General features: G+C 74.3%; 20 protein-coding genes and 4 pseudogenes. 14 read left to right on the top strand and 10 right to left on the bottom strand.

Annotated features, from left to right (window positions below; translation table 11 throughout):
- Positions 1-40: 40 nt before the first annotated feature.
- Both ACQKM2_RS20480 and ACQKM2_RS20475 read left to right on the top strand, forming a co-directional pair.
- Positions 41-526 (top strand): annotated as a pseudogene (locus tag ACQKM2_RS20480) (SMI1/KNR4 family protein); the annotation flags it as partial.
- A 111-nt stretch (positions 527-637) separates the two neighbouring features.
- Positions 638-727: pseudogene (locus ACQKM2_RS20475) on the top strand (Lsr2 family DNA-binding protein); the annotation flags it as partial.
- A gap of 39 nt (positions 728-766) precedes the next feature.
- Here ACQKM2_RS20475 and ACQKM2_RS20470 read toward each other — a convergent pair.
- Positions 767-1765 carry an FAD binding domain-containing protein gene (locus tag ACQKM2_RS20470; RefSeq protein WP_427711560.1) on the bottom strand — a complete coding sequence of 333 codons (999 nt, stop codon included), beginning with the start codon at positions 1763-1765 and terminating at the stop codon, positions 767-769.
- Positions 1762-4335, bottom strand: a complete 2574-nt coding sequence (locus ACQKM2_RS20465) for a molybdopterin-dependent oxidoreductase (protein ID WP_427711559.1) — start codon at positions 4333-4335, stop codon at positions 1762-1764. The genes ACQKM2_RS20470 and ACQKM2_RS20465 overlap by 4 nt, the downstream gene beginning before the upstream one ends.
- A gap of 312 nt (positions 4336-4647) precedes the next feature.
- On the opposite strand from ACQKM2_RS20465, the gene ACQKM2_RS20460 reads away from it, so the two are divergent.
- Entirely contained in the window at positions 4648-5463 is an 816-nt protein-coding gene (locus ACQKM2_RS20460) for a polysaccharide deacetylase family protein (protein ID WP_427711557.1), read from the top strand.
- 246 nt (positions 5464-5709) lie between these two features.
- On the opposite strand, the pseudogene ACQKM2_RS20455 reads toward ACQKM2_RS20460, so the two are convergent.
- Positions 5710-5967 (bottom strand): annotated as a pseudogene (locus ACQKM2_RS20455) (molybdopterin-binding oxidoreductase); the annotation flags it as partial.
- Positions 5968-6558: 591 nt separating this feature from the next.
- Here ACQKM2_RS20455 and sigK point away from each other — a divergent pair.
- The 8 genes and pseudogenes from sigK (at position 6559) to ACQKM2_RS20415 (ending at position 13357) form a co-directional block, all read left to right on the top strand.
- Positions 6559-7152: an ECF RNA polymerase sigma factor SigK gene (sigK, locus tag ACQKM2_RS20450; protein WP_427711555.1), complete on the top strand. Its 594-nt coding sequence runs from the start codon at positions 6559-6561 to the stop codon at positions 7150-7152.
- Positions 7149-7898, top strand: coding sequence for an anti-sigma factor (locus tag ACQKM2_RS20445; protein ID WP_427711554.1), 750 nt, complete (start codon positions 7149-7151; stop codon positions 7896-7898). Before sigK ends, ACQKM2_RS20445 begins: the two co-directional genes overlap by 4 nt.
- 141 nt (positions 7899-8039) lie before the next feature.
- Positions 8040-9302: an NAD(P)/FAD-dependent oxidoreductase gene (locus ACQKM2_RS20440; protein WP_427711552.1), complete on the top strand. Its 1263-nt coding sequence runs from the start codon at positions 8040-8042 to the stop codon at positions 9300-9302.
- Entirely contained in the window at positions 9299-10042 is a 744-nt protein-coding gene (locus ACQKM2_RS20435; protein WP_427711550.1) for a DUF1365 domain-containing protein, read from the top strand. Before ACQKM2_RS20440 ends, ACQKM2_RS20435 begins: the two co-directional genes overlap by 4 nt.
- Positions 10039-11364, top strand: coding sequence for a class I SAM-dependent methyltransferase (locus ACQKM2_RS20430; RefSeq protein ID WP_427711548.1), 1326 nt, complete (start codon positions 10039-10041; stop codon positions 11362-11364). Before ACQKM2_RS20435 ends, ACQKM2_RS20430 begins: the two co-directional genes overlap by 4 nt.
- Positions 11365-11465: 101 nt before the next feature.
- Positions 11466-11714, top strand: a pseudogene (locus ACQKM2_RS20425) (hypothetical protein); the annotation flags it as partial.
- Complete coding sequence (locus ACQKM2_RS20420) at positions 11711-12541, top strand: DUF1295 domain-containing protein (RefSeq protein ID WP_427711546.1); 831 nt, start codon at positions 11711-11713, stop codon at positions 12539-12541. The pseudogene ACQKM2_RS20425 and the gene ACQKM2_RS20420, both read left to right, overlap by 4 nt.
- Positions 12542-12715: 174 nt before the next feature.
- Positions 12716-13357: a carbonic anhydrase gene (locus ACQKM2_RS20415; protein ID WP_427711545.1), complete on the top strand. Its 642-nt coding sequence runs from the start codon at positions 12716-12718 to the stop codon at positions 13355-13357.
- 89 nt (positions 13358-13446) lie between these two features.
- Here the strand turns inward: ACQKM2_RS20415 and ACQKM2_RS20410 are convergent, their stop codons facing one another.
- From ACQKM2_RS20410 to ACQKM2_RS20400, 3 genes are read right to left on the bottom strand one after another with little or no spacing between them, the layout of a single operon-like run.
- Positions 13447-13575 carry a hypothetical protein gene (locus tag ACQKM2_RS20410; protein ID WP_427711544.1) on the bottom strand — a complete coding sequence of 43 codons (129 nt, stop codon included), beginning with the start codon at positions 13573-13575 and terminating at the stop codon, positions 13447-13449.
- A 49-nt stretch (positions 13576-13624) separates the two neighbouring features.
- Positions 13625-14542 carry a hypothetical protein gene (locus ACQKM2_RS20405; RefSeq protein WP_427711542.1) on the bottom strand — a complete coding sequence of 306 codons (918 nt, stop codon included), beginning with the start codon at positions 14540-14542 and terminating at the stop codon, positions 13625-13627.
- A complete protein-coding gene (locus ACQKM2_RS20400) occupies positions 14539-14769 on the bottom strand; it encodes a hypothetical protein (protein ID WP_427711540.1) in 231 nt (76 codons plus the stop codon). Before ACQKM2_RS20400 ends, ACQKM2_RS20405 begins: the two co-directional genes overlap by 4 nt.
- Positions 14770-15071: 302 nt before the next feature.
- Here ACQKM2_RS20400 and ACQKM2_RS20395 point away from each other — a divergent pair, with 302 nt between their 5' ends.
- Both ACQKM2_RS20395 and ACQKM2_RS20390 read left to right on the top strand, forming a co-directional pair.
- On the top strand, positions 15072-15209 hold the full coding sequence (locus ACQKM2_RS20395; protein ID WP_427711539.1) for a hypothetical protein: 138 nt from the start codon (positions 15072-15074) through the stop codon (positions 15207-15209).
- Between the two features lie 96 nt (positions 15210-15305).
- On the top strand, positions 15306-15848 hold the full coding sequence (locus ACQKM2_RS20390; protein WP_427711538.1) for a hypothetical protein: 543 nt from the start codon (positions 15306-15308) through the stop codon (positions 15846-15848).
- A gap of 47 nt (positions 15849-15895) precedes the next feature.
- On the opposite strand, the gene ACQKM2_RS20385 is transcribed toward ACQKM2_RS20390, so the two are convergent.
- Together ACQKM2_RS20385 and ACQKM2_RS20380 are read right to left on the bottom strand one after the other, a co-directional pair.
- Positions 15896-16540, bottom strand: a complete 645-nt coding sequence (locus tag ACQKM2_RS20385) for a response regulator (RefSeq protein ID WP_427711536.1) — start codon at positions 16538-16540, stop codon at positions 15896-15898.
- Positions 16534-17277: a sensor histidine kinase gene (locus ACQKM2_RS20380; RefSeq protein ID WP_427711534.1), complete on the bottom strand. Its 744-nt coding sequence runs from the start codon at positions 17275-17277 to the stop codon at positions 16534-16536. Before ACQKM2_RS20380 ends, ACQKM2_RS20385 begins: the two co-directional genes overlap by 7 nt.
- A 294-nt stretch (positions 17278-17571) precedes the next feature.
- Between ACQKM2_RS20380 and ACQKM2_RS20375 the strand changes: the two genes are divergently transcribed.
- Positions 17572-18840 (top strand): tannase/feruloyl esterase family alpha/beta hydrolase, encoded by a 1269-nt coding sequence (locus tag ACQKM2_RS20375; protein WP_427711532.1) that lies wholly within the window; start codon positions 17572-17574, stop codon positions 18838-18840.
- A gap of 61 nt (positions 18841-18901) precedes the next feature.
- Here ACQKM2_RS20375 and ACQKM2_RS20370 read toward each other — a convergent pair whose 3' ends face one another.
- Together ACQKM2_RS20370 and ACQKM2_RS20365 are read right to left on the bottom strand one after the other, a co-directional pair.
- Positions 18902-19591: a response regulator gene (locus tag ACQKM2_RS20370; protein ID WP_427711530.1), complete on the bottom strand. Its 690-nt coding sequence runs from the start codon at positions 19589-19591 to the stop codon at positions 18902-18904.
- Positions 19588-20877 (bottom strand): sensor histidine kinase, encoded by a 1290-nt coding sequence (locus ACQKM2_RS20365; RefSeq protein ID WP_427711528.1) that lies wholly within the window; start codon positions 20875-20877, stop codon positions 19588-19590. Before ACQKM2_RS20365 ends, ACQKM2_RS20370 begins: the two co-directional genes overlap by 4 nt.
- Positions 20878-21073: the final 196 nt, after the last annotated feature.

Genomic DNA, 21073 nt, shown 5'->3' with positions numbered 1-21073 from the left:
CGTCCGACCCGACCGGACATCACCAGTGAGCGGAACGCCGATGCCGAACGACGGAGACGCACGGCAGGCATGGGGCCGGGTGGCCGCCTGGCTCGAACGTCACGCCCCTGCCGTGTTCGCCGCCCTCGGCGGCCCGGGAAGCCCGGAGGCCGTCAGCGAAGCGGAACTGCGCATGGGCCTGACACTGCCGGCAGAGCTTCGGCATTGGCTTCTGGCGAACGACACGGATGCCGGCGGGCAACCCGACATGCCATCGTCCCTGGTGGTGCTGGGGTGTCAGGGGGTACTCCCCGACGGCGGACTCCTCCTCGGTCTCAGGGACATGGAACGCGTCTACCTCCACAAGACCGACATGGAGGAGAGGGAACCGTCCGGAGACGCCGACTGCCCGTCCTGGCGCGGGGAGTGGGTGCCGATCTCCGCGGAGAGGGACGGCTTCTCCGGCAAGTTCCTGAACACACGCACCGGCACTGTGGGCATCTGGTCCGAGGGATCGTCCCCCCAGGATGACGAGTACCCGTCGCTCTTCGCCTTCTTCCAAGATCTCGCGGACCAGCTGGAAGGGGCCTCCTCGGGTGACTGGAGCGGACCTGGCAGGGCCCGTCGGCTCGACCCTCGCCCGGAGGATGAACCCGTACGCGTCTGGGCACGTGCGAACGGCCACCTCGTGAACGACCGCGGGCGTGTCCCCGCGTCCCTCCGCGAGGCTTACGAGGCGTCGCTGTGATCACCACGTGTGTGTCGACGGCCCGGATCGGCGCCGAACTCACGCAGACGTACGCGGGGGAGTAGCCGCACACGCCGCCCCGGCCGCCCGCTCCAGGGCTTCGAGGACCGTGTCGCGGAACAGCGCGGCCTTGTAGCCGGTCTGCGGCAGGGGCCTGCAACGCGCGAGCACCGTCGCGGCAGCGGCGGCGAGGACCTCGGGGCGGGCGTCCCGGCCGACGAGGGAGGCCTCCACCTCCGGCAGCCGCAGCGGTACGCGCGCCACCCCGCCCGCCGCGACGGCGGCGTGCGTGACGGTGGTGCCGTCGAGCACCAGTCGTACCGAGGCCTCGACCAGGGGCCACTCGGCGTGGGCCCGGCTGATCGCCCGGTGATAGCCGGCGCGTTCGCCGGGCCAGGGAGCGGGCAGGCGGACCGCCGTGAGGATCTGCCCCGGGCCGAGCAGGTGGTCGCCGCGGAAGAGGCCGTCGCCGTCCCCGTAGAGCGCGGCCACCTCGCGCGGCGATTCGCCGTGGACCTCGGCCTCCGCGTCATAGGCGAGCAGGGCCACCGCCAGGGTCGACGGGTGCGGGGTCACGCACGGGCCGTCGCCGCACACCACCCCGAAATGGTGGTCGCCCCGGCGCGCGGGGCACTCGGTCCCGCCCTTCTGGAAGCAGCCGACGTGCGGGTTGCGGTAGTACCAGCAGCGGTTGCGCTGGAGGAGGTTGCCCCCCAGCGTTCCGGCGGCGCGGATCTGCGGGGTGGCCGCGGTCCCGGCCGCCGGGGCCAGCGCCGGCCAGCCGTCGCGCACGCGCGGGTCGGCGGCCAGCACGGCGAGGGTGGTCAGGGCGCCGATCCGCAGCCCGCCCCCGGGCAGCGGTGTGATGCCGTGCATCCCCCCGGTCTCCCCGGCACCGCCGAGGTCGGTGAACGGTCCGGGGGAGACGCCGGTGCGCTGCCGGGCGGTGGTGTCGGTCCCGCCGGCGCGCAGCTCCCCGCCACGTGCCAGGACGGCGGCCGAAAGGTCCGCCAGGGCGGACTCGCTCTCGCTGCTCATGCGCCAGGTCCTTCCAGGGTCCGGTCGGGCCGGATGGGCATGTCGTACGGGCGCCGGCCGGTCGCGTCGTACACCGCGTTGGCCAGGCACGCCGCGGTGGGGAGGGTCGCGATCTCGCCGAGCCCGACACCGCCGCCGGGGACGTGGCCGAAGCCCTCCTGGTGGAAGTGGACGGTGATCTCGGGGGTGTCGCCGATGCCGGGGATGCGGTAGTCCTCCAGGTTCTCCGTCAGCACCCGCCCGGTGACCGGGTCGCTGCGCCGCTCCTCGTACAGGGCGTAACCGATGCCCTGGACGACGGCGCCCTCGCACTGGCTGCGGGCCAGCCGTTCTTCGTGGATGCGTCCGGCGGCGATGCCGCTCCACACCCGCAGCGGACGGATCCGGCCGAGCCGGGTGTCCACCTCGACCTCGGAGACCTGCACCGATCCGGTGAAGCCGCGGCCGATCGCCACGCCGCCCATGGTGAGACCGAAGGGCGTCACGAACCCCCGGCGGTCGCGGGGCCGGCGGCCGGTCACCCGCAGGCCGTGCGCCGTGTCCAGACGGGCGGCCACGTCACCGCCGCCGAGCGCCTCGCGCAGCAGCCGGGCGGCGTCCGCGGCGGCCGGCACGAGGGAAGGCGTCGTACGGCTGCCGCCGGAGGTCGGGCCGTGGACGGCGTCGCTGCGCCCGACCTCCGCGCGCACCCGGGCCTCCGGAACGACGAGGCCCTCGGCGACGGCCCGGTGCAGCACGGTCCGCGATCCCGTGCCCATGTCCTGCACCGCGCAGCGGGCGACCACGACCCCGTCCTCGACGGTGAGTTCGACCTCGGTGCCGGGGTCGAGGAAGTAGAGCCAGTTGGCCGCCGCGACGCCGACTCCCCTGCGGAAGCGTCCGGTGCCGCCGCGCGGCCCCGACGACCAGACCGGCAGGGCGGCGGCCCAGTCGTACAGGGCGTGCCGCTTGGGATTGCCGTCCCAACGGCGCCGCAGGGCGATCGGGTCCTCGCCGAGCCGGCGGGCCATCTCGTCGACGGCCTGCTCCAGGGCCCAGCACATGGTGGGTCCGCCCGGGCCGCGGAACGGGGCACCCGGCGGCCGGTGGGTGACCGTGTCGAAGTCGCGCAGCCGGCGCGGGGCCTTGCCGTACACGAACCGGGCGAGGGCGGCGACGGTGCCGCCGACCGCGATCCCGCCGTCGGTGTCGGCGTCCATGGCCAGTGCGCTCAGCGCGCCGTCGGCGTCCGCGGCCATCGCCAGCCGGATCCGCGTGCCCGGCCGGTACCCGCCGTCGACCAGCTCCTCGTCCCTGTCCAGGACCACCCGGACGGGCGCGTCGTGCAGCCGGGCCAGCTCGACCGCCGCGACCACGTCGGACGTCAGCCCCATCTTGCAGCCGAAGCCGCCGCCCACGTGGACGGCCTTCGCCACCACACGGTCGGCGGGCACCCCGAACCGCTCGGCGGCGAGCACGGCCACCTGCTTCACCGACTGCGTGGACACCTCCAGATGGAGGGTCCCGTCCACCCACCGGGCCAGGCAGGCGTGCGGCTCCAGCGGGGTGTGCGTCTGCGCGGCGGTCGTGAACACGGCCTCCACCAGCCGCTCGGGGCTCTGGGTCCGGGCCCGCAGGATGCGGCGCACGGCCGTGGCGGGACGCCTGCTCATGGCGGTCGGCCCCCGCAGGTTGCCCCGCCAGCGGGCGGGCACCAGCTGCGGGGTCTCGCCAGATCCCGGGGCCCGGCCGCGCGCCGCCTCGTCCTCGTACACGAGCGGTCCCCCGCCCGCCCGTGCCTGCCGGGCGTCCAGGGCCGCCGGCAGCACCTCGTAGTCCACCCGCACCCGCGCGGCCGCCGCCAGCGCGCCGGCCCGGTCCGGCGCGGCGACCGCGGCCACCGGCTGACCGACGTAGCGCACCACACCGTCGGGGGGCAGCAGCGGCACCACCGGCACGTCTCCGGCCTCCAGGGACCGTACGTGCGCGTGCGCGTGCGGGGAACGGATGATCACCCCCTGGAGCAGCCCTTCGGGGCGCTGGTCCGTGGTGTAGCGGGCCGATCCGTCGATCTTCTCCGGGGCCTCTACGCGCGGGACCGCGGGCCCCGCCCCGGCGGCCGGAGCCGCGTCGTACTCGCCCGCGCAGGCCGCGGCCACCGCGCCGATGATCGCCTCGTACGCCCCGCACCGGCACAGATGGCCGGCCAGTGCCTCGGAGATCCGCTCCCGGCCCGGGCGGACGCGTCCGTGCGCCGCCCGCCACCGTTCGAAGAACGCCGCCGCCTCGACGACGAACCCCGGGGTGCAGTAGCCGCACTGGAGGGCGTCCCCGCCGGCGAAGGCACGGGCCACCGGGTGGTCGGACAGGCCCTCCACCGTCGTCACCCGCCGGCCCGCCAGCTGGACGGCCGGCGTCAGACAGGACACCCGGGGATCACCGTCGACCTGGATCGTGCACGCCCCGCACACCCCGCCCCCGCAGACCAGCTTGGTGCCGGTCATCCCGAGCCGGTCGCGCACCACCTCCACGGCGGCCGGGTCATCGTCCACGTCCACCACGTGCCGGGTGCCATTGACCTCGAACTCCACGAGACGTACTCCTCAGCCGTGGGGGGCGACCGCAGGCTCTCACGCTCACCTTCACGCCCCTTGATATCCCGCCGACGGCCCCGCCGCAGTCCGGAGCACACCCGCGGGGGTGCCGCAGGATCCCGTCGCCGCCGGGCCCTGGCCGGTGGCGATCCTCACACCAGACGGGGCGCGGTGCGCCGCAGGCCCGGTCACGGCGGGCCGGGGGCCGCCGTGACCGGCCGATCGGCCGAGGGGGAACCCCGGGCAGATGGCCTAGCCTGGACCGGCAACGCGAGATCCGGGGGACGAGCACAGAGGAAGAGCGCCTTCATGGGCATCACCAGCATCTCCGGCCGCCACCTGCGGCGGTCCGCCGCCACGGCGGTCGTCCTCGGCATCCTGGCGGTGTCCGGCGCCCCCGCCTCCGCCGCCACCGACGCCAGGGCGGACAAGGCCGCGGGCACGAAGCCGTCCGGTTCCGCCGCGGAGGCCGCGGCGGCCGGCAATCCGGCGGCGGCCCGGAGCGCCGCGGGGATCCCGCTGGGCATCTCCCGGCTCGCGCAGGGCACGGGCCGGGACGTCGCGATCACCATCGATGACGGCCCGGACCCTCGCTGGACGCCCCAGGTGCTCCAGGTCCTGCGCAGGAACCACGTCAAGGCCACCTTCTGCATGATCGGGACCAGGGCGCAGGCGTACCCGGAGCTGGTGCGCGCGGTCGCGGCCGACGGGCACCGCCTGTGCGACCACTCCGTGGACCACGACGTGACCATGGACCACAAGCCCGTCGCCTTCCAGAAGCAGCAGATCCTCGACGGCAAGGCCATGATCGAGAAGGCGGTGCCCGGAGTGCCGGTCGGGTACTACCGCGCACCGGGCGGCGCCTTCACCCCCGACAGCCGGGCGATAGCCGCGGCGAACGGGATGAGGCCGCTGGGCTGGAGCGTGGACCCCAAGGACTGGAGCCGTCCGGGTCTGGCGGCGATCCTCTCCGCCGTCGAGGAGAAGCTTCCCGAGCAGCCGACCGTCCTCTTCCACGACGGGGGCGGTGACCGGAGCGAGACCGTGGCGGCCCTCCAGGAGTACCTGCCCTGGCTGACGTCGCGGGGCTACCACTTCACCTTCCCCGCACGCACCACGCCGTAACGGCGGCCCGTCGGCCGGCACGTCCCCGAGCGAGACGCCTCGAAGCTCCCGCTGAAGGCCGCAGGCCCGGCTGCCACCCACGTAGCGAGGGCGGCGCCGGGTCTGCTGGGACGTCGCTGGATTCAGGGCGATGGCGAGGGCGAGGGCGCGGTCGCAGCGTGAGCCGCCGCTTCCTCGGGCCGTGCGGGCCACCAGAAGCGGCGGCCGGTGAGCAGCACGAGGGCCGGGACGAGGACGGTGCGTACCAGCGAGAAGGGCGAGGATCCCCAGCCGGAGGACGGCCTTGTCGTTCTCCCCGAACGTGCGGATCGCGAAGTCCTTCACCGCGGCAGGCGTCCGGTCGATCACCGCGCCGCCCACCACGGTCACCGGCCCGGCCGCGGGCCGCACCGGACCGGCGACCAGCTCGGCCACGGCGAGCGCCGTGAAAGCGGCCAGGAGCCCGGCCGACGCGCCTTGTACGGCGCGGGGGAGGGTGCTGCGGAAGCTGCTCACACCCGGCATTCGGCAGCCGCCGTCCGGCGGATTGGTGCCACCCCCGAACGAGTGAACCCGCCCGCCGGCGAACGGGCCCTGCGCCCGCCCGGTCAGCCTGGAGGAGGGGAAGACCGGGTGCGCGACCGGGGTACTGCGGGTGGCCGTGCCGACAGCCCGCGCCCGCCACCAGGACCGCGCCGGCCGCCAGGGCCACGGCCAGACCTCGTCGCACATGAACCATGTTGTCGCCTCCGGTGAAGACGCGCGGCCGCGCGGAGGTCCCGCACGGCCGGTGAGGAACCCCCACCCATGCCTTCGGGCTCCCGTACACGCCGTCTTCGCGGCCCGGCCCCCGCCGGCTCGGCGCAATCCGCCGTCTGCCCCCCAACGGGTTGACCCCGGCCGGTGCGGCTGACGAAGAGGCCTCCCATCCGCAGGCCCGTCCGCTACGAAGAACGGGCGACACGCACACAGGCTTCCCAAGGCCGGACCGTCCCTCCCGGGCGGCCCGGCCCCGCACAGACGAGACACGAGGACCGGCATGCGATGGACGCCCCACCCCCGGACGGCCGCCCCGGGCCGCCGCTTCGCCCCCTCACCACGGCCGGAGCCCCGCAGGTGAACCAACCGACTCCCTTCAACACCGGCCGCCCGGCCGACCGCGCCCGCAGCGAGCTGACCGACGTCATGCGACAAGTCGCCCACGGCGACAAACAGGCCTTCTCCGCCCTCTACGACGCCCTCGCGCCCCTGGTCTTCGGAATCGTCGTCAAAGTCGTACGCGACCGGGCCCAGTCCGAGGAGGTCACCCAGGAGGTCATGATCGACCTGTGGCGCCAGGCCGCCCGCTACCGCCCCGACGCCGGAAGCGTCACCACCTGGGCGGCGACCATCGCCCACCGGCGGGCCGTGGACAGGGTCCGCTCCGCCCAGGCCGCCGCCGACCGCGAACAGGCCCAGGCGGCACGCGAGCACACCACGGCGTTCGACGAGGTCGCCGAGCAGGTCGAGACCCGGCTGGAGTCCGAGCAGGTACGCCGCTGCCTGCGCGGCCTGACCGAACTCCAGCGCCAGACGGTGACCCTGGCCTACTACCGGGGGCTCACCTACCGTGAAGTCGCCGAAGCCCTGCGCACACCGCTTCCCACCATCAAGACACGCATGCGCGACGGGCTCATCCGGCTCCGCGACTGCATGGGGGTGACCACGTGAAACACCACTCCGCCGACGCCCACACCCTGGCCGCCGCCTACGCCCTCGGCGCGCTCGAGGACGCCGAACGCGAGGAGTTCGACGCCCACCTCCACGCCTGCGAGTCCTGCCGGCAGGAGGCAGCGGAGTTCGCCGCGACCACCGCCCGCCTGGCGGCAGCCGTTTCCCAGCCGCCGCCCGCGGCATCGAAAGCACAGGTCATGGCCGCCATCGACGGCGTACGCCAGCTCCCACCGCGCATCCCCGTCCCCACCGCCAAGCCCGCCCCCGGCGGCATGCTGCGCCGCAAGGCCTTGCCACTGGCGCTCGCCGCCAGTGTGGCGGCCGCCGTGCTGGGAGGCGTCGCGGTCTGGCAGGCACAGAACGGACAGGACCTCGAACAGCAGGCCCGCCAGGCCCGCCGGCAACTCGACGCGGTCAGCGCCGTCCTGGCGGCCCCGGACGCCCGCACCGTCCACGGCAGGGCGGCCAACGGCGCCCTGACCACCGTCGTCGCCTCCGACCGGCAGAACAAGGCCGTCTTCACCGCGGCCAACCTGCCCGCACCCGGGGCGGGCCGGACCTACCAGCTGTGGCTCGACCACGACGGCACCATGCGACCGGCCGGACTCATCGACCACGACGGCACCGTCCTGCTCGCAGGCGACCCCGCCGACGCCGGCGCCGTGGGCCTCACCCTCGAACCCGCCGGAGGCTCTTCCCGGCCCACCACCGACCCCCTGCTCCTGATGCCCCTTCCCGCCTGACCCGGAGGCCTCCTCCGGCGTCCCGACGCCACCCACCGGCCACCACGGCCGCGGCACATCGCTTCCAATCCTTTCCGCCGACGGCTGCGAAGTACGGATGAAGGCCCGCCGACGCACGGCGTGCCGAGTGGCGGGAGTGCGATGTCGCAACAGCGAAGCGTGGCCGTGGTCGGCGCGGGAGTGGCCGGCCTGACCGCCGCCTACGTCCTGTCCGCCTCGTGCGCAGTAACCCTGTACGAGTCGGACGGGCGGCTGGGCGGGCACGCCCACACCCACGGCCCGGCCGGCCCCGGCGGGCGCACCGTGGCCGTGGACTCGGGATTCATCGTGCACAACGAACGCACCTACCCGACCCTGCTGCGGCTGTTCCGGGAGCTGGGGACCGGCACGCAGGACGCCGAGATGAGCATGTCGGTGCGGTGCGACGGCTGCGGTCTGGAGTACGCGGGCGCCCGGGGCCCGAGCGGATTGTTCGCCTCCCGGGCGGCTCTGCGCCCCCGCCACCTGCGGCTGCTGGCCGAGGTGCCGCTCTTCCACCGCGGCGCGCGGCGCCTGCTGGCACGGGGGGCAGGCCCGGACCTCACGTTCGGGGACTTCCTGCGCGAAGGCCGCTTCTCTTCCTACTTCATCGGTCACTTCGCCCTCCCGCTGGTCTCCGCGGTGTGGTCCTGCCCCACGCGGACCGCCCTGTCCTGTCCGGCCGCCTACCTGTTCGTCTTCCTCGACCACCACGGCCTGCTGTCCGTCACCGGCTCCCCGCAGTGGAAGACCGTCACCGGCGGCTCCGCCGCATACGTCGCCGCCGCGGCCGGGCACGTGCGGAGCGTCCGCACCTCCAGTCCGGTCGACGCGGTCCGGCGCACCGACCGGGGCGTGCTGGTCACCACCCGGGACGCCGGCACCGACACCCACGACGCGCTGGTGATCGCCACCCACCCCGACCAGGCGCTGCGCCTGCTCGCGGACCCCACCGACGACGAGAAGCGGCTCCTGGGCGCCTTCACCTACGAGCGCAACCCCACCGTGCTGCACACCGACACCCGGGTCCTGCCCCGTTCGTCGGCCGCCCGCGCCTCCTGGAACTACCGGATGGCCGGCTGCGACCCCTCGTCGGAGCCCGTCCGCGTCAGCTACGACATGCGGCGCCTCCAGCACCTGCCCGAAGGGGCGGACTACGTGGTCACCCTGGGCGGGGAGGACGGCATCGCCGCCGACCGAGTGGTGGAGCGCATGGTCTACGAGCACCCGGTGCACACCCCCGCCTCCGTCGCGGCGCAGCGGGAGCTGCCCCGCCTCAACACGGGCGTGACCGCGTACGCCGGGGCCTGGCACGGCTGGGGCTTCCACGAGGACGGCTGCCGCTCCGGCGTGGAGGCCGCCCTGTCCCTGGGGGTGCGCTGGTGACCCGCACCGGAGGTACGGCCGCGCTCTACGAGTGCGTGATCGCGCACGCCCGCACCACCGCGCCGCGCCACTCCTTCCGGCACCGCACCTACCTGTGGTGCGTGGACCTCGACCGCCTGCCCGTACTGCCCCGGCCGGTGCGCCCGCTCGCCCGCTTCGACGCCCGCGACCACTTCGGCGGCGAAGCCGGCTCCATCAGGGCCGGACTCGACGCCTTCCTCGCCGCCCGTGGCATCGACCTCGACGGCGGGCGCGTGGTGATGCTCGCGCACGCCCGTGTGTTCGGATTCGTCTTCAACCCGCTCAGCGTGTACTGGTGCCACGACGGCTCCGGCGCCCTGACGTGCGTCGTCGCCGAGGTCCACAACACCTACGGGCAGCGCCACTGCTACCTGCTGCGCCCGGACGCCTCCGGCGAGGCCGAGGTGGACAAGGAGTTCTACGTCTCGCCCTTCTTCGCGGTGGAGGGCCGCTACCGGATGCGGCTGCCCCTGCCCGACGAACGCCTGCGGCTGACCGTCCACCTGGAGAACGAGGACGGCCGGGCGTTCACCGCCGTCGTCCGGGGCCGCCGCCGGTCCGCCACCGTGCCGGCCCTGCTGTCCGCAGCGGCCCGCAGACCGTGGTCCACCGCCGCGGTCTGGGCGGGCATCCGCCGCCACGGCATCCACCTGCTGCTGCGCGGCCTGCCCGTGCACCCCCGTCCCCGGTCCACCCCACAGAAAGGCACGCCGTCGTGACCCAGCCCGCCACCACCTCCCACGGCCGCGCCGCAGGGATCCCCCCACAGGCGAAGACGCGGCGCAACCCGCGACCGCCCCACCGCACCGGTCCCGTCGTCCCGGCCGTCCGCCGTGCGGACATCGACGCGGCACGCTGGCCGGACGTGGCCCGGCTGCCGTCGGCCGCACCCGGCCGGACCGCTGTCGCCGGACACCTGGTGGGCCGCGCCCTGGACCGGCTGGGCCTGACCGCACCCGCGGGCGCCGCCGGGCCACGGCTGACGGTCCACGACCCGGACGCCTTCCACCGGCGGATCGGCCGCCACGGCCTCATCGGCTTCGGCGAGTCCTACATGGCCGGCGAATGGGACAGCGAGGACCTGCCCGGAGTACTGACCGTCCTCGCGAGCCACGTGGACGAGCTGGTGCCCGCCCCACTGCGCCTCCTCCGCGGCCTGTGGGCGTCCGCACGCCCCGCCGCCGACCGCAACACCCGCGCCGGAGCACGCGACAACGTCCAGCGCCACTACGACCTGTCCAACGACCTGTTCACCTCGTTCCTCGACCCGACCCTCAGCTACTCCTCCGGGGTCTTCGCCGGTCTCCCCACCCGGTTCGAGGACCTGGCGTCCGCCCAGCACCGCAAGATCGACCGGCTCCTGGACCTCGCCGCGGTCGGCGAGGGCACACGGCTGCTGGAGATCGGCACCGGCTGGGGCGAACTCGCCCTGCGGGCAGCCGCCCGCGGCGCCCGGGTCACCACCCTGACCCTCTCCTGCGAACAGGCGGCCCTGGCCCGGGAGCGCATCGCCGCCGCCGGACTCGTCGACCGGGTGGAGGTCCAACTGCGCGACTACCGCGACGCCGAGGGCCGCCACGACGCCGTGATCAGCGTCGAGATGATCGAGGCGGTCGGCGCGGAGTACTGGACCTCCTACTTCGCCGCGCTGCGCCGCGTGCTCGCCCCCGGCGGCAGGATCTCCCTGCAGGCCATCACCATGGGGCACCGCCAGATGCTGCACACGGCCGCCACCCACACCTGGATCGGCAAGTACGTCTTCCCCGGCGGCCTGATCCCCTCCCGCCGGGCCATCGCCGAGCACTCCGCGGCCGCCGGGCTGGGCACCGTCGCCGACCACGGCTACGGCGAGCACTACGCCGAAACGCTCCGCCTGTGGCGCGAACGCTTCACGGCCAACCGCCCGGCCGTCACCGCCCTCGGCTTCGACGCCGTCTTCCAGCGCATGTGGGAGTTCTACCTCGCCTACTCGGAGGCCGGATTCCGCTCCCGCTACCTCGACGTGCGCCAGCTGCTCCTCACCGAGGGGACCCGCCCATGAGGCACACCGAGGACCGTCTCTCCGAGCTCCACTTCCTCCCCGGCCCCCTCCCGGTACGCGTACGGGCCCGGGACGGCAGCCGGGCCGGCCCGGCGGACGCGGTCGAGACGGGCGAACACGTCGGCGACGCCGAATACCCCGCCTTCGCCGCGAAGCTCCACGACGCGCTGCGCCCCGCAGGCCGGGTACTGGTCCGGCAGATGTCCCGGGGAGCCCACGCACCCGGCGGCGGCGCCTTCGAACGCCGCATGGGTGTGGACCGGATCCTCGCCGTACGGCCCACCCGCGAAGGGACGTCGGCCGTGCCGGCCACACCCGTCCACTGGTACCCACCGGTGAGCCCGTCGTGAACGCCACCGACTGGGGCGCGCTCGCCGCGAACCTCGCCGTCACCGCGGCCACGGCGGGGGCGGTGCTGCTCGCCGCCTTCGCCGTCGCCGTACGCCGCGGCCTGCACCGCATCGTCGACGTCGCCTGGGGCCTTGCGTTCAGCGCCGTGGCCGCCGCCACCTGGCTGCTCTCCGCCGGACACGGCGACGACGGCCGGCGCCTGCTCGCCGCCGCGGCGACCGTCGTCTGGGGGCTGCGGCTCTCGGCCCACATCGCACGGCGCTCCCGCGGCCACGGCGAAGACCCCCGCTACACCGCCCTCCTCGCCAAAGCCCCCGGCAACCCGACCCGGTACGCGCTGCGCACCGTCTACCTCGGCCAGGCCGCCCTGGTCTGGCTGATCTCCCTGCCCGTCCAGGCCGCCTCCTACAGCACCGGGCCGCCGGGCCCCCTGGCGTTCTGCGGCATCGCGGTGTGGGCGCTCGGGCTCGGCTTCGAGGCTGTCGGCGACCACCAGCTGGCACGCTTCAAGGAGGATCCGGCCAACCGGGGCCGGATCATGGACCGTGGTCTGTGGGCCTGGACCCGGCACCCCAACTACTTCGGGGACGGCCTCGTCTGGTGGGGTCTCTACCTGCTCGCCTGCACCGCCTGGCAGCCCGCCCTCGCCGTCCTGGTCTCCCCGGTCCTCATGACCCTGCTGCTCACCGTCGGCAGCGGCAAGCGCCTGCTGGAGAAGCACATGGCAGACCGCCCCGGCTACGCCGAGTACGCGGCCCGCACCAGCGGCTTCATCCCCCGCCCCCCACGCGGACCCGCTCACGGCCGGCCGGGGAGCACGAGATGAGCGAGCCCGATCGCAGCGGTGCCCCTGACGCCCTGCGGCTGCCAGGGCACCGGTCCACGTCCGCCGCGGGGGCGGTACGGCTCCTGCACCGAGGCCGGGCTCACACCCCACCCCTCGCCCGGTACGGCGGGACCGGACAGAGCGCCGGCCGGGACCTGCTCGTAGGCTGCGGACATGACCGAGATACAGACCCCGACGCCCCGTGACGCCTTCGAGCTGCTCATGGCCGGCAACCAGCGCTTCGTCACCGGCACCCCCGAGCATCCGAATCAGGACGCCGCCCGCCGCACCGAGACCGCACCGTCCCAGCAGCCCTTCGCCGTGCTGTTCGGGTGCTCCGACTCCCGGCTGGCCGCCGAGATCATCTTTGACCGCGGTCTGGGCGACCTGTTCGTGGTGCGCACCGCCGGGCACGTCGCCGGTACGGAAGTCCTCGGGTCCATCGAGTTCGGTGTGAGCGTCCTGAACGCGCCGCTGGTCGTCGTCCTGGGCCACGACTCGTGCGGCGCCGTCGCCGCGGCATGCTCCGCCCTGGCGAACGGGCAGACGCCCGGCGGCTTCGTCCGCGACGTGGTCGAACGGGTGACCCCGAGCGTGCTGGCAGCCCGGGCCGCCGGACGTGAGAGGCCCGAGGAGATACTGGCCGAGCACATCGAGCACACCGTGGACCTGCTGCTGGAGCGCTCCCGGGTCCTGGCCGACGCGGTGGCCGCCGGCCGCCTCGCCGTGGTGGGACTGTCCTACCGCCTGGCCGACGGCAGCGCACAGCTCGTCGCCGTCCGCGGCCTTGACGCGCCGGTACCCACCGCCTCCTGAACGGCGCCTGCCGCGGCCGCTCACGGGGAGGGGCGGGGCACACGCGTAGGCAGCCGGAGAATCGGGGACCGGGAGGACCGCAGTGGCCTTCACACGAGTGGCCCGGCGGTGGCGGCGTCGCAGCCGATGCCGCACAGGTCGTCGACGCGCCAGTACGCGGCCTTCACTCGCGCGCAGATCTCGGTGGACAGCCCTGGACCGCAGTCGGTGACGCGCACCCCGATCCATGGGAGCGGTCGACACCCGCCGGCACCTTCAGGCCGAGGCTCACGTCGGACGCCGACCCCCGGGCACGGGTTGCCGGGCGGGCGTGGTGGAACCCCGGCTTCCACGGACGTACGGTGATACGCCGAGTGCCAGGAAGGCCAGTGCGGGGGCCATCGTGACGCCTGCGCTGACTGCGGCTGTGGTGGCCGGGGTGGCGAAGTCGAGGCCGGCTGCTGCGGCAGCGGTGACCAGCGCTACGCAGGCACCGTACGCGGCGACGGTGATGCGGATCAGGCGCAGCCGTTCCGCCTCCGGCCGTCGGGTACGGCTCAGCAGCCAGGCCAGGGTGGGCAGCAGCAGGACGGCGTGCATGGTGACGGCATGGGCGGGGCGCAGGAAGCCCGCTGCCTGGTAGGCCTCGGCGGCGCGGCCCGCTCCCTCCAGCGTCAGCCCGTAGGCGATCATCACGGCTCCGGCCGCCATGGAGCCGGTGAGCGCCACGAGTCCGGCGCGGAGCGCGAGCCGCATGCTGGGGGCGACCGTCGGGTGGGGGCGCAGTGCGGCGGCGGTGAGCGTGACGACGACCGCGATGAGGGTGACTCCGCCGGCCGCGAGGGCGCGCGTGACGAGGGTGTCGAAGGTGGTCTCGGTGTTGAAGTGCGAGGGGACGCCGCGCCATGCCTGGAGGGTGATCAGGCCGGTCTCCAGCAGGGACGCCGCGGTGAAGGCGCCCAGGAGGAGGGTGTGGGTGCGCGCGGTGATCGGGAGGAGCCGACAGATCCAGGTGACGGTCAGCACGCTGACACCGAAGGACAGCCCGAAGGTGATCGGCTTCCGCCAGGAGACGGGTCCGTCCCACGGGCCGCCGGCGAGCAGGAGGACGACCGTGTGGAAGGCGGCGGACGCGAGCAGCACGAGGCCCGCGCCGACGGGGATCTGCCGGGCCCGACGCGATCGTACGGACGAGGCGGCGGTCACGCGCTCACCCCCGGGGCGGTCGGGCGCGAGCCGAGCAGTGCGAACGCGGCCCCCACCAGCCATGCCGTGCCGCCGAAGCGGACGACGGGCAGCAGGAAGGCACCCGGTTCGATCGCCGTGCCGTGCCCGCGCACGTACTGGCTCAGGACGTCGCGGCCGGAGGCGTCGGGCCGTGGGGCCGCGCCTCGGAGCGAGGCCGCGCGGGACTCGTGAACTGATGTGGGCATGACATGCATGGCGTCTCCCGGGTCGTCGTGAAGGGATTCGGCGTGGGACCACGGCGGAAGGTGTGGGCGCGGAGCCCTGGTGTCCGGGGTCCGGCAGTCAGAATGCCGCCGCGCGGCGCCCTGGTCGTCCCACCTCGGCAGGTGGTGCACATACTCCCCAGGGAGTATCCGCCCGGGACGAGCCGTCGCCCCGCAGCAGCCGGACCGGTTCTGCCAGGCGACGCATCGTCCCACTCGCGACCGGCGGTTACAGGACGATCCTCAGGCCCCGGGCGCCGCGTGGAGCGGCGACCCCGACGCGCGTGATCCTCGGCCTCGCCCCTGGAGCGGACGAGCAGTACTTCGCCGACGCCGCCCGTGCACTGGCAGCCGGCATGACCTTCGCCGGCCGCGAGCAGGCAAGCCCTGAAGGGGGCCGGGCGTCGTTCCAGGAGGCCTGAGGTCGGCGACTTCGGCGTGTTCTCGCCTTGGAGTGCCCGGATCGCAGGTGCGAGCCTGGTCGAGGCTTCCACCCGGACGACGACGGAGCGACAGCCATGCGTAAGCGCGCGCGGATCGGCGCCAGGTGCGCCGCCCTCACCCTGCTGCCGTTGGCCGCCCTGATGGCAGCGGCGCCGGCACACGCCGGCACACGGGGCCTCTACAACGGCTTCGAGGAATCCGACATCGGCACATGGGACCGCCTCGCCGGCGGCGACGGCCGGGCGGGCTTCGAGATCGGCACCGGTACCGCCCTGACCGGCCAGGGCAACGGCCGGCTCTCCGCCACCCAGGGGTGGGCCCGCGAAGGCACCTGGGCCTCGTTCGACAGGGCCTACCGCTACTGCACGGCCCGCGTCTACGTAAGGCCCGACCAGGACCTCCAGTTCGAACTCAGGGTCTGGACCCCCCAGGGCAAGCAGCTTGCCAGCAACGCCCCCTGGCTCACGGCGGGCGACTACCGGCTCGTCCAGGTCGAGTGGACGGGCGAAGGCGACAACAACAACTTCGTCGAGGCCGTCCTCGGCGCGAACGGAACGCAGCGCGCCGTACGCCTGGACGCCCTGATGGTCGTGTGCACCGACGGGACCAGGACCTAGCCGGCCCCGCCCCCTCCTGGTCGGCATCGGCGGCGCCGCCCCGCCACTCAGATCAGCCCGTTGTCCCGTGCGTAGAGCGCGGCCTGGGTCCGGTCGCGCAGGCCCAGCCGGCTCAGCACACGGGAGATGTGGTTCTTGACGGTCCCCTCGCTCAGGTACAGCCGGGCCGCGATCTCCCTGTTCGTGGCGCCCGCGGAAATGAGCCGCAGCACCTCGGTCTCCCGCGGCGTCAGCAGGTCCGGAGCAGGGGTGCCGGCGGCCAGAGCGGTGAGGACCGTCTGATCGAACTGGGCGACACCCGCGTGCGCCAGACGGACCGCCCGGGCGAGTTCCGCCGCGGGCAGGTTCTTCAGCAGGTAGCCGACCGCCCCCGCCCTCAGCGCCCGGCCGACGTACTCGTCGTCGTTGAACGTCGTCAGCATCACGATCCGGCAGCCGGGCAGTTGCCGGCGCAGCAGCGCCGTGGCGGCCACCCCGTCCATGCCGGGCATCCGTACGTCCATCAGCACCACGTCGGGGTGGGACCGCCCGGCCACGTCCACGGCCTCGGCGCCGTCCCGCGCACTGCCCACCACCTCGATTCCGGGCTGGATGCCGAGCAGCGCGGCGATGCCCTCGCGCACGAGGTCCTGGTCGTCGACCACGAGGACCCGTACGTCCGCCCCCTCCCGCTCCACGGGCCCGCTCACCACGGCACCCCCACCGTGAGCGCGGTGCCCCGGTCCGAACTGGACAGCTCCAGCGTCCCGTCGGCCAGGCGGACGCGTTCCCGCAGCCCGGCCAGGCCGAAGCCCTCCTCGGCCCCGCGCAGACCGCTGCCGTTGTCCGTGACGCACAGGCTCGCGCCGTGGCCGTCGTAGCGGACCCGCACACCGATCTCCGTCGCGCCCGAATGCCGGCAGGCGTTGGTGAGGCCCTCCTGCGCCGCCCGGTACAGCACCAGCAGCGGCCGACGCTCGACACCCGACACGTCCAGGGAGATCCGGCGGGCGCCGCCGTCCAGGTGGTGGACGAGGTCGGCCAGCGTCCGGGCGAGGCCCACCGGCTCGGCTTCCGCCTCGGGGCCGAGGGTGCGCACGGAGGCCCGTACCTCGTCCAGGGCCCGGTTCGCGGACCAGCGGGCGTGGGACACGGCCTGCGCGGAGGCGGCCGGATCGAGCGCGGCGAACGCCTCGGCCTTCTCCAACTGGATTCCGATCGCGGTCAGATGGTGCCCGAGGCTGTCGTGGATCTCGCGGGCCAGCCGGTTGCGCTCGCGGGCCGCCGACAGCTGCGCCACCTGCGCGAGGGTGTCCTCCAGCTGGCCGCGGGCCTGCCGCTCCCGTACGGCGACCGCCGCCGTGGCCAGCGCCAGTACGACGCCCAGGGCGAACATCAGCAGGTCGGAGATGTACTCGGCGCGCAACGGTGCGGGCGTCGAAACCCGCACCGATGGCGGCGTAGTAGAGGCCCCCCGCGAGCACCGCCCCGTACAGGACGGCGGGTATCCAGGGCACGGGACGCGGCATCGGACGGACCTCCTCGAAAACCCCGTGCGCACACACGGTCCCCGCAGCCTACGCAGACCCGCGCCCCCGTCCCCGCCACGCGGCCCCCGGAGTGCGGAGCATGGCCGAAGGTCATGTGCCCTCCGGCCCCGTAGACCCCTGCCGCCGCGCACTTACCCTTCATGACCTGCGGTTCCTAGATTTCTCGGCATCACCACCGCACGAGATGAGGACTCATGCAGCTGCGTTCCCTCGCCATCGCACCCCTGCTGATGGCAACCGTCCTGACCGCCCCGGCGGCCGCCGCCCGGACCGGACCCGCCGACATCAAGGTCCCCGGCGCCGAACACACCGTCTCCGCCCGCCTCACCGATCTGACCACCACGGGCACCCGGCTCACCGGGCACACGGAACAGGACGACTGGGCGGGCCTGGAGGCTCCGGGCACCACGACCCCGTCCGGCGTCCCGGGCATCCAGATCGACGGCTACTTCCCCGACACCTCCACCACCAACACCAACCACCACTGGAACCACGACAGCCAGTTCGTCATACGGCTGCCCGACCACTGGAACGGCGGACTCGTCGTCGCCGGACCGCCGGGACTGCGCAGGCAGTACGCCAACGACCGGATCATCAGCGACCAGGTCCTCGCCAAGGGATACGCCTACGCCGCCACCGACAAGGGGAACACCGGCCCCGAGATCTACAAGGACGGGGACCGGCCCGGGGACGCCATCCTGGAATGGCACCGCAGGGTCACCGAACTCACCGTCGCCGCCCAGCAGGTGGCCGGCCGCCACTACGGCCGCGGCCCGCGCTCCACCTACGCCGCCGGCCTCTCCGCGGGCGGCTACCTCGTCCGCTGGCAGCTCGAACACCGGCCCGACCTCTACACCGGCGGCCTCGACTGGAACGCCCTCACCTTCACCCCCGACGGCGGCCTCCTCGCCACCCTCCCGCCCGCCCTGCGCGCCTACCCCCGCTACGAGAAGGGCGATCGGAGCGCCCAGTCCGCCCTGCTCGCCGCCGGCTACCCCAAGGGCTCCGAACCCCAGTGGCGCTGGCACTACGACAACCAGTGGGACCTCCTCCAGCGGGTGATCCGCGAGGAACTCGACCCCGACTACGACGGACCCACCCAGGCGGGCACCCCCAAGTGCCCGGCAGGCACCGGGGCCGGCTGCGACACCGACTACGACTTCGCCTCCCGCCCCCGGGCCGTGCACGAGGCCGTGGAACGGATCTCCCTCACCGGAAACATCCGCCGCCCCCTCATCAGCATCCAGGGCAGCCTCGACGCCCTCACCCCGCCGGCCGCCTTCGGCGACGCGTACCACCGCATGGTCACCGACGCCGGCCGCGCCGGCCTGCACCGCTACATCACGGTGGAGGGCGGCGCGCACACCGACGGCCTCGTCCCGCTGGACCAGAACCACCTGCGCCCGATGCTCGGCTCCTTCACCAAGGCCCTGAGCGACCTCGAGTGCTGGACGCGGCCCTGACGGCAGCAATCCCCAGACAGGGGGAAGCACCCCGGGCGCCGGTGGCCCGCAGCACGGCTCGTCAGGCCGGACAGGTCCTCCCCGGGCGGGCGGACGGTGTGACCAGGCCCGTTTCGTAGGCGGCGATGACCGCCTGGGCGCGGTCGCGCAGGCCGAGCTTGCCCAGGACACGGGCCACGTGCGTCTTCACCGTGGCCTCGCTGACGCCGAAGCGGACGGCCAGTTCGGCGTTGCTGAGGCCGCGGGCGAGGGCTTCGAGGACCTCCAGCTCGCGCGGGGTCAGCGCGGACAGGTCCCGGTGGAGGGTCGAGGCGCGCTCGTCGGCGGTGGCGAAGCGCTCGACCAGGCGGCGGGTGATCGCCGGGGCGAGCAGCGCGTCGCCCGCGCGGACCAGCCGGACCGCGGCAGCCAGGTGCTCGGGAGTGACGTCCTTCAGCAGGAAGCCGCTCGCCCCGGCGGTGAGGGCCGCGTACACGTACCGGTCGAGGTCGTACGTCGTCAGGATGACGATCCGCGGTGCGGGCCCTTCCCCCCGGAGGATCCGGCGCGTGGCCTCCAGACCGTCGGTGCCGGGCATCCGGACGTCCATCAGGACCACGTCCGGCCGGGTGCGCCGGACCACCGCGACCGCCTCGTCGCCGTCGGGGGCCTCGCCCACCACGTCGATGCCGTCAGCGGCGAGGATCATCCGGAAGCCGGTGCGGACCAGGGCCTGGTCGTCGACGATCACCACGCGGGGTGTCTCGGTCACGGTACCTCCACCGGGATGACGGCGCGGACGTGGAAGCCCCCGCCGGGACGACGGTCCGCGTGCAGGGTACCGCCGTACATCGCGAGCCGTTCCCGCAGGCCCACCAGGCCGTACCCACCGCCCGTGCCCGCTCGTCCGGAGCGGCCGGCGCTGTCGGTCACGTCCACCCGCAGCTCACCGGGTACCTGCTCCACCACGATCGACACCGCGGCCCCCGCGGCGTGTTTGACCGCGTTGGTGAGGGCCTCCTGCACCACGCGGTAAGCCGCCAGGTCCACCCCCGCGGGCAGCCCGACTGGCGAGACGCGCAGCGACAGTTCCACCCGTACGCCGGTCGCCCGTACCCGCTCGGCCAGTTCGGGCAGCCGGTCCAGACCCGGCTGCGGTGCGAGGTCCGCCCCGGCAGCCGGGTCGGGGCCGTCGGCGGCCATGGTGAGCAGGCCCATCACATGGCGCAGCTCCGACATCGCGGAGCGCCCCGCCGCCTCCACCGCCAGCAGCGCGTCCTTCGCCTGGCCGGGCTCGGTGTCCAGGACCTTGCGCGCGGCGCCGGCCTGAATGGTCATCATGCTCACGTTGTGGGTCACGACGTCGTGGAGCTCCCGGGCGATCCGCGACCGCTCCTCGTCCACGGCGCGCCGCAGCGCCGCCCGTTGCTCTTCCTGCAGTGCCCGGGCCCGCTGCCGCCAGATGTGGACGCCGTGCGCCGCGAAGCCGACCGGCAGCAGGACCAGCACCGGGACCAGTCCCTTGTCCACCTCCGGGACCAGGGGGAACGCCGCGTACAGCACGACCCCGGCGAGCAGGGAGGCCACGACGGCCTTGCGGTGCGGGCCGTGGACGGCCGCACTGTACGCCGCGACCAGGCCCGAGGCGAAGGTGTACGTCGTCGCGTCCGCCGAGACCTCACCCCGGTGCAGCAGCAGCGCCGCGCCCAGCACGGCCCAGTAGACGGTGATCGGGTACCGGCGACGCAGCAGCAGCGGCAGGGCGGTCAGTACGGCCGCCGCGAACTCCCAGGGCTCGACCGGGGGCAGCAGGTGCTCCGAAGCCGGCACCGGATGGGGCAGCTGCGGCAGCGACGGGATCCGCTCAGCGGGCGGTACGGGCACTTCCGGCATCCGCACGACCACGTACGACCGGTTGAGGTCGCCGATGACCGTGCCCACCGCCAGCACCACGGCGATACCCGCGTCCAGCGCCCAGGACCGGTACGGCAGCCGCGGCCGCGCCCCGGCGGCACGCGGCGCGCGGGACCAGCGCATGAGGGCGTCTCGTCTGCTCATCGGACCAGTCTGCCCGCCGGGTCGCCGCCGTGGATCAGTCGGGAGGACGGCCGCCCTCAACCTGCGGCGTACGCCGCGCGGATGACGGCGAGGGCCGTCCTCCCGGCACGGTACCGAAGTTCCGCACGGCGGCCGACGCGCCTGCCGGAGGCCGGCTCCTAGCGTCGGGGCCGTGCCCGGCGAGCGGAACGGGCAG

Origin of the sequence: Streptomyces sp. NPDC004126 (assembly GCF_050275515.1) — a bacterium.
In the GTDB taxonomy this organism is placed as follows: Bacteria; Actinomycetota; Actinomycetes; order Streptomycetales; family Streptomycetaceae; genus Streptomyces.
This window is presented reverse-complemented; position numbering and strand designations above follow the sequence as displayed.

Bases quoted from the DNA above. Each gene is read 5' to 3' on its own strand.
- ACQKM2_RS20390 (WP_427711538.1), top strand. From the start codon at position 15,306: ATGCGTAAGCGCGCGCGGATCGGCGCCAGGTGCGCCGCCCTCACCCTG.
- ACQKM2_RS20365 (WP_427711528.1), bottom strand. From the start codon at position 20,877: ATGAGCAGACGAGACGCCCTCATGCGCTGGTCCCGCGCGCCGCGTGCC.
- ACQKM2_RS20415 (WP_427711545.1), top strand. From the start codon at position 12,716: ATGACCGAGATACAGACCCCGACGCCCCGTGACGCCTTCGAGCTGCTC.
- ACQKM2_RS20440 (WP_427711552.1), top strand. From the start codon at position 8,040: ATGTCGCAACAGCGAAGCGTGGCCGTGGTCGGCGCGGGAGTGGCCGGC.
- ACQKM2_RS20460 (WP_427711557.1), top strand. From the start codon at position 4,648: ATGGGCATCACCAGCATCTCCGGCCGCCACCTGCGGCGGTCCGCCGCC.
- ACQKM2_RS20470 (WP_427711560.1), bottom strand. From the start codon at position 1,765: ATGAGCAGCGAGAGCGAGTCCGCCCTGGCGGACCTTTCGGCCGCCGTC.
- ACQKM2_RS20375 (WP_427711532.1), top strand. From the start codon at position 17,572: ATGCAGCTGCGTTCCCTCGCCATCGCACCCCTGCTGATGGCAACCGTC.
- ACQKM2_RS20400 (WP_427711540.1), bottom strand. From the start codon at position 14,769: ATGCCCACATCAGTTCACGAGTCCCGCGCGGCCTCGCTCCGAGGCGCG.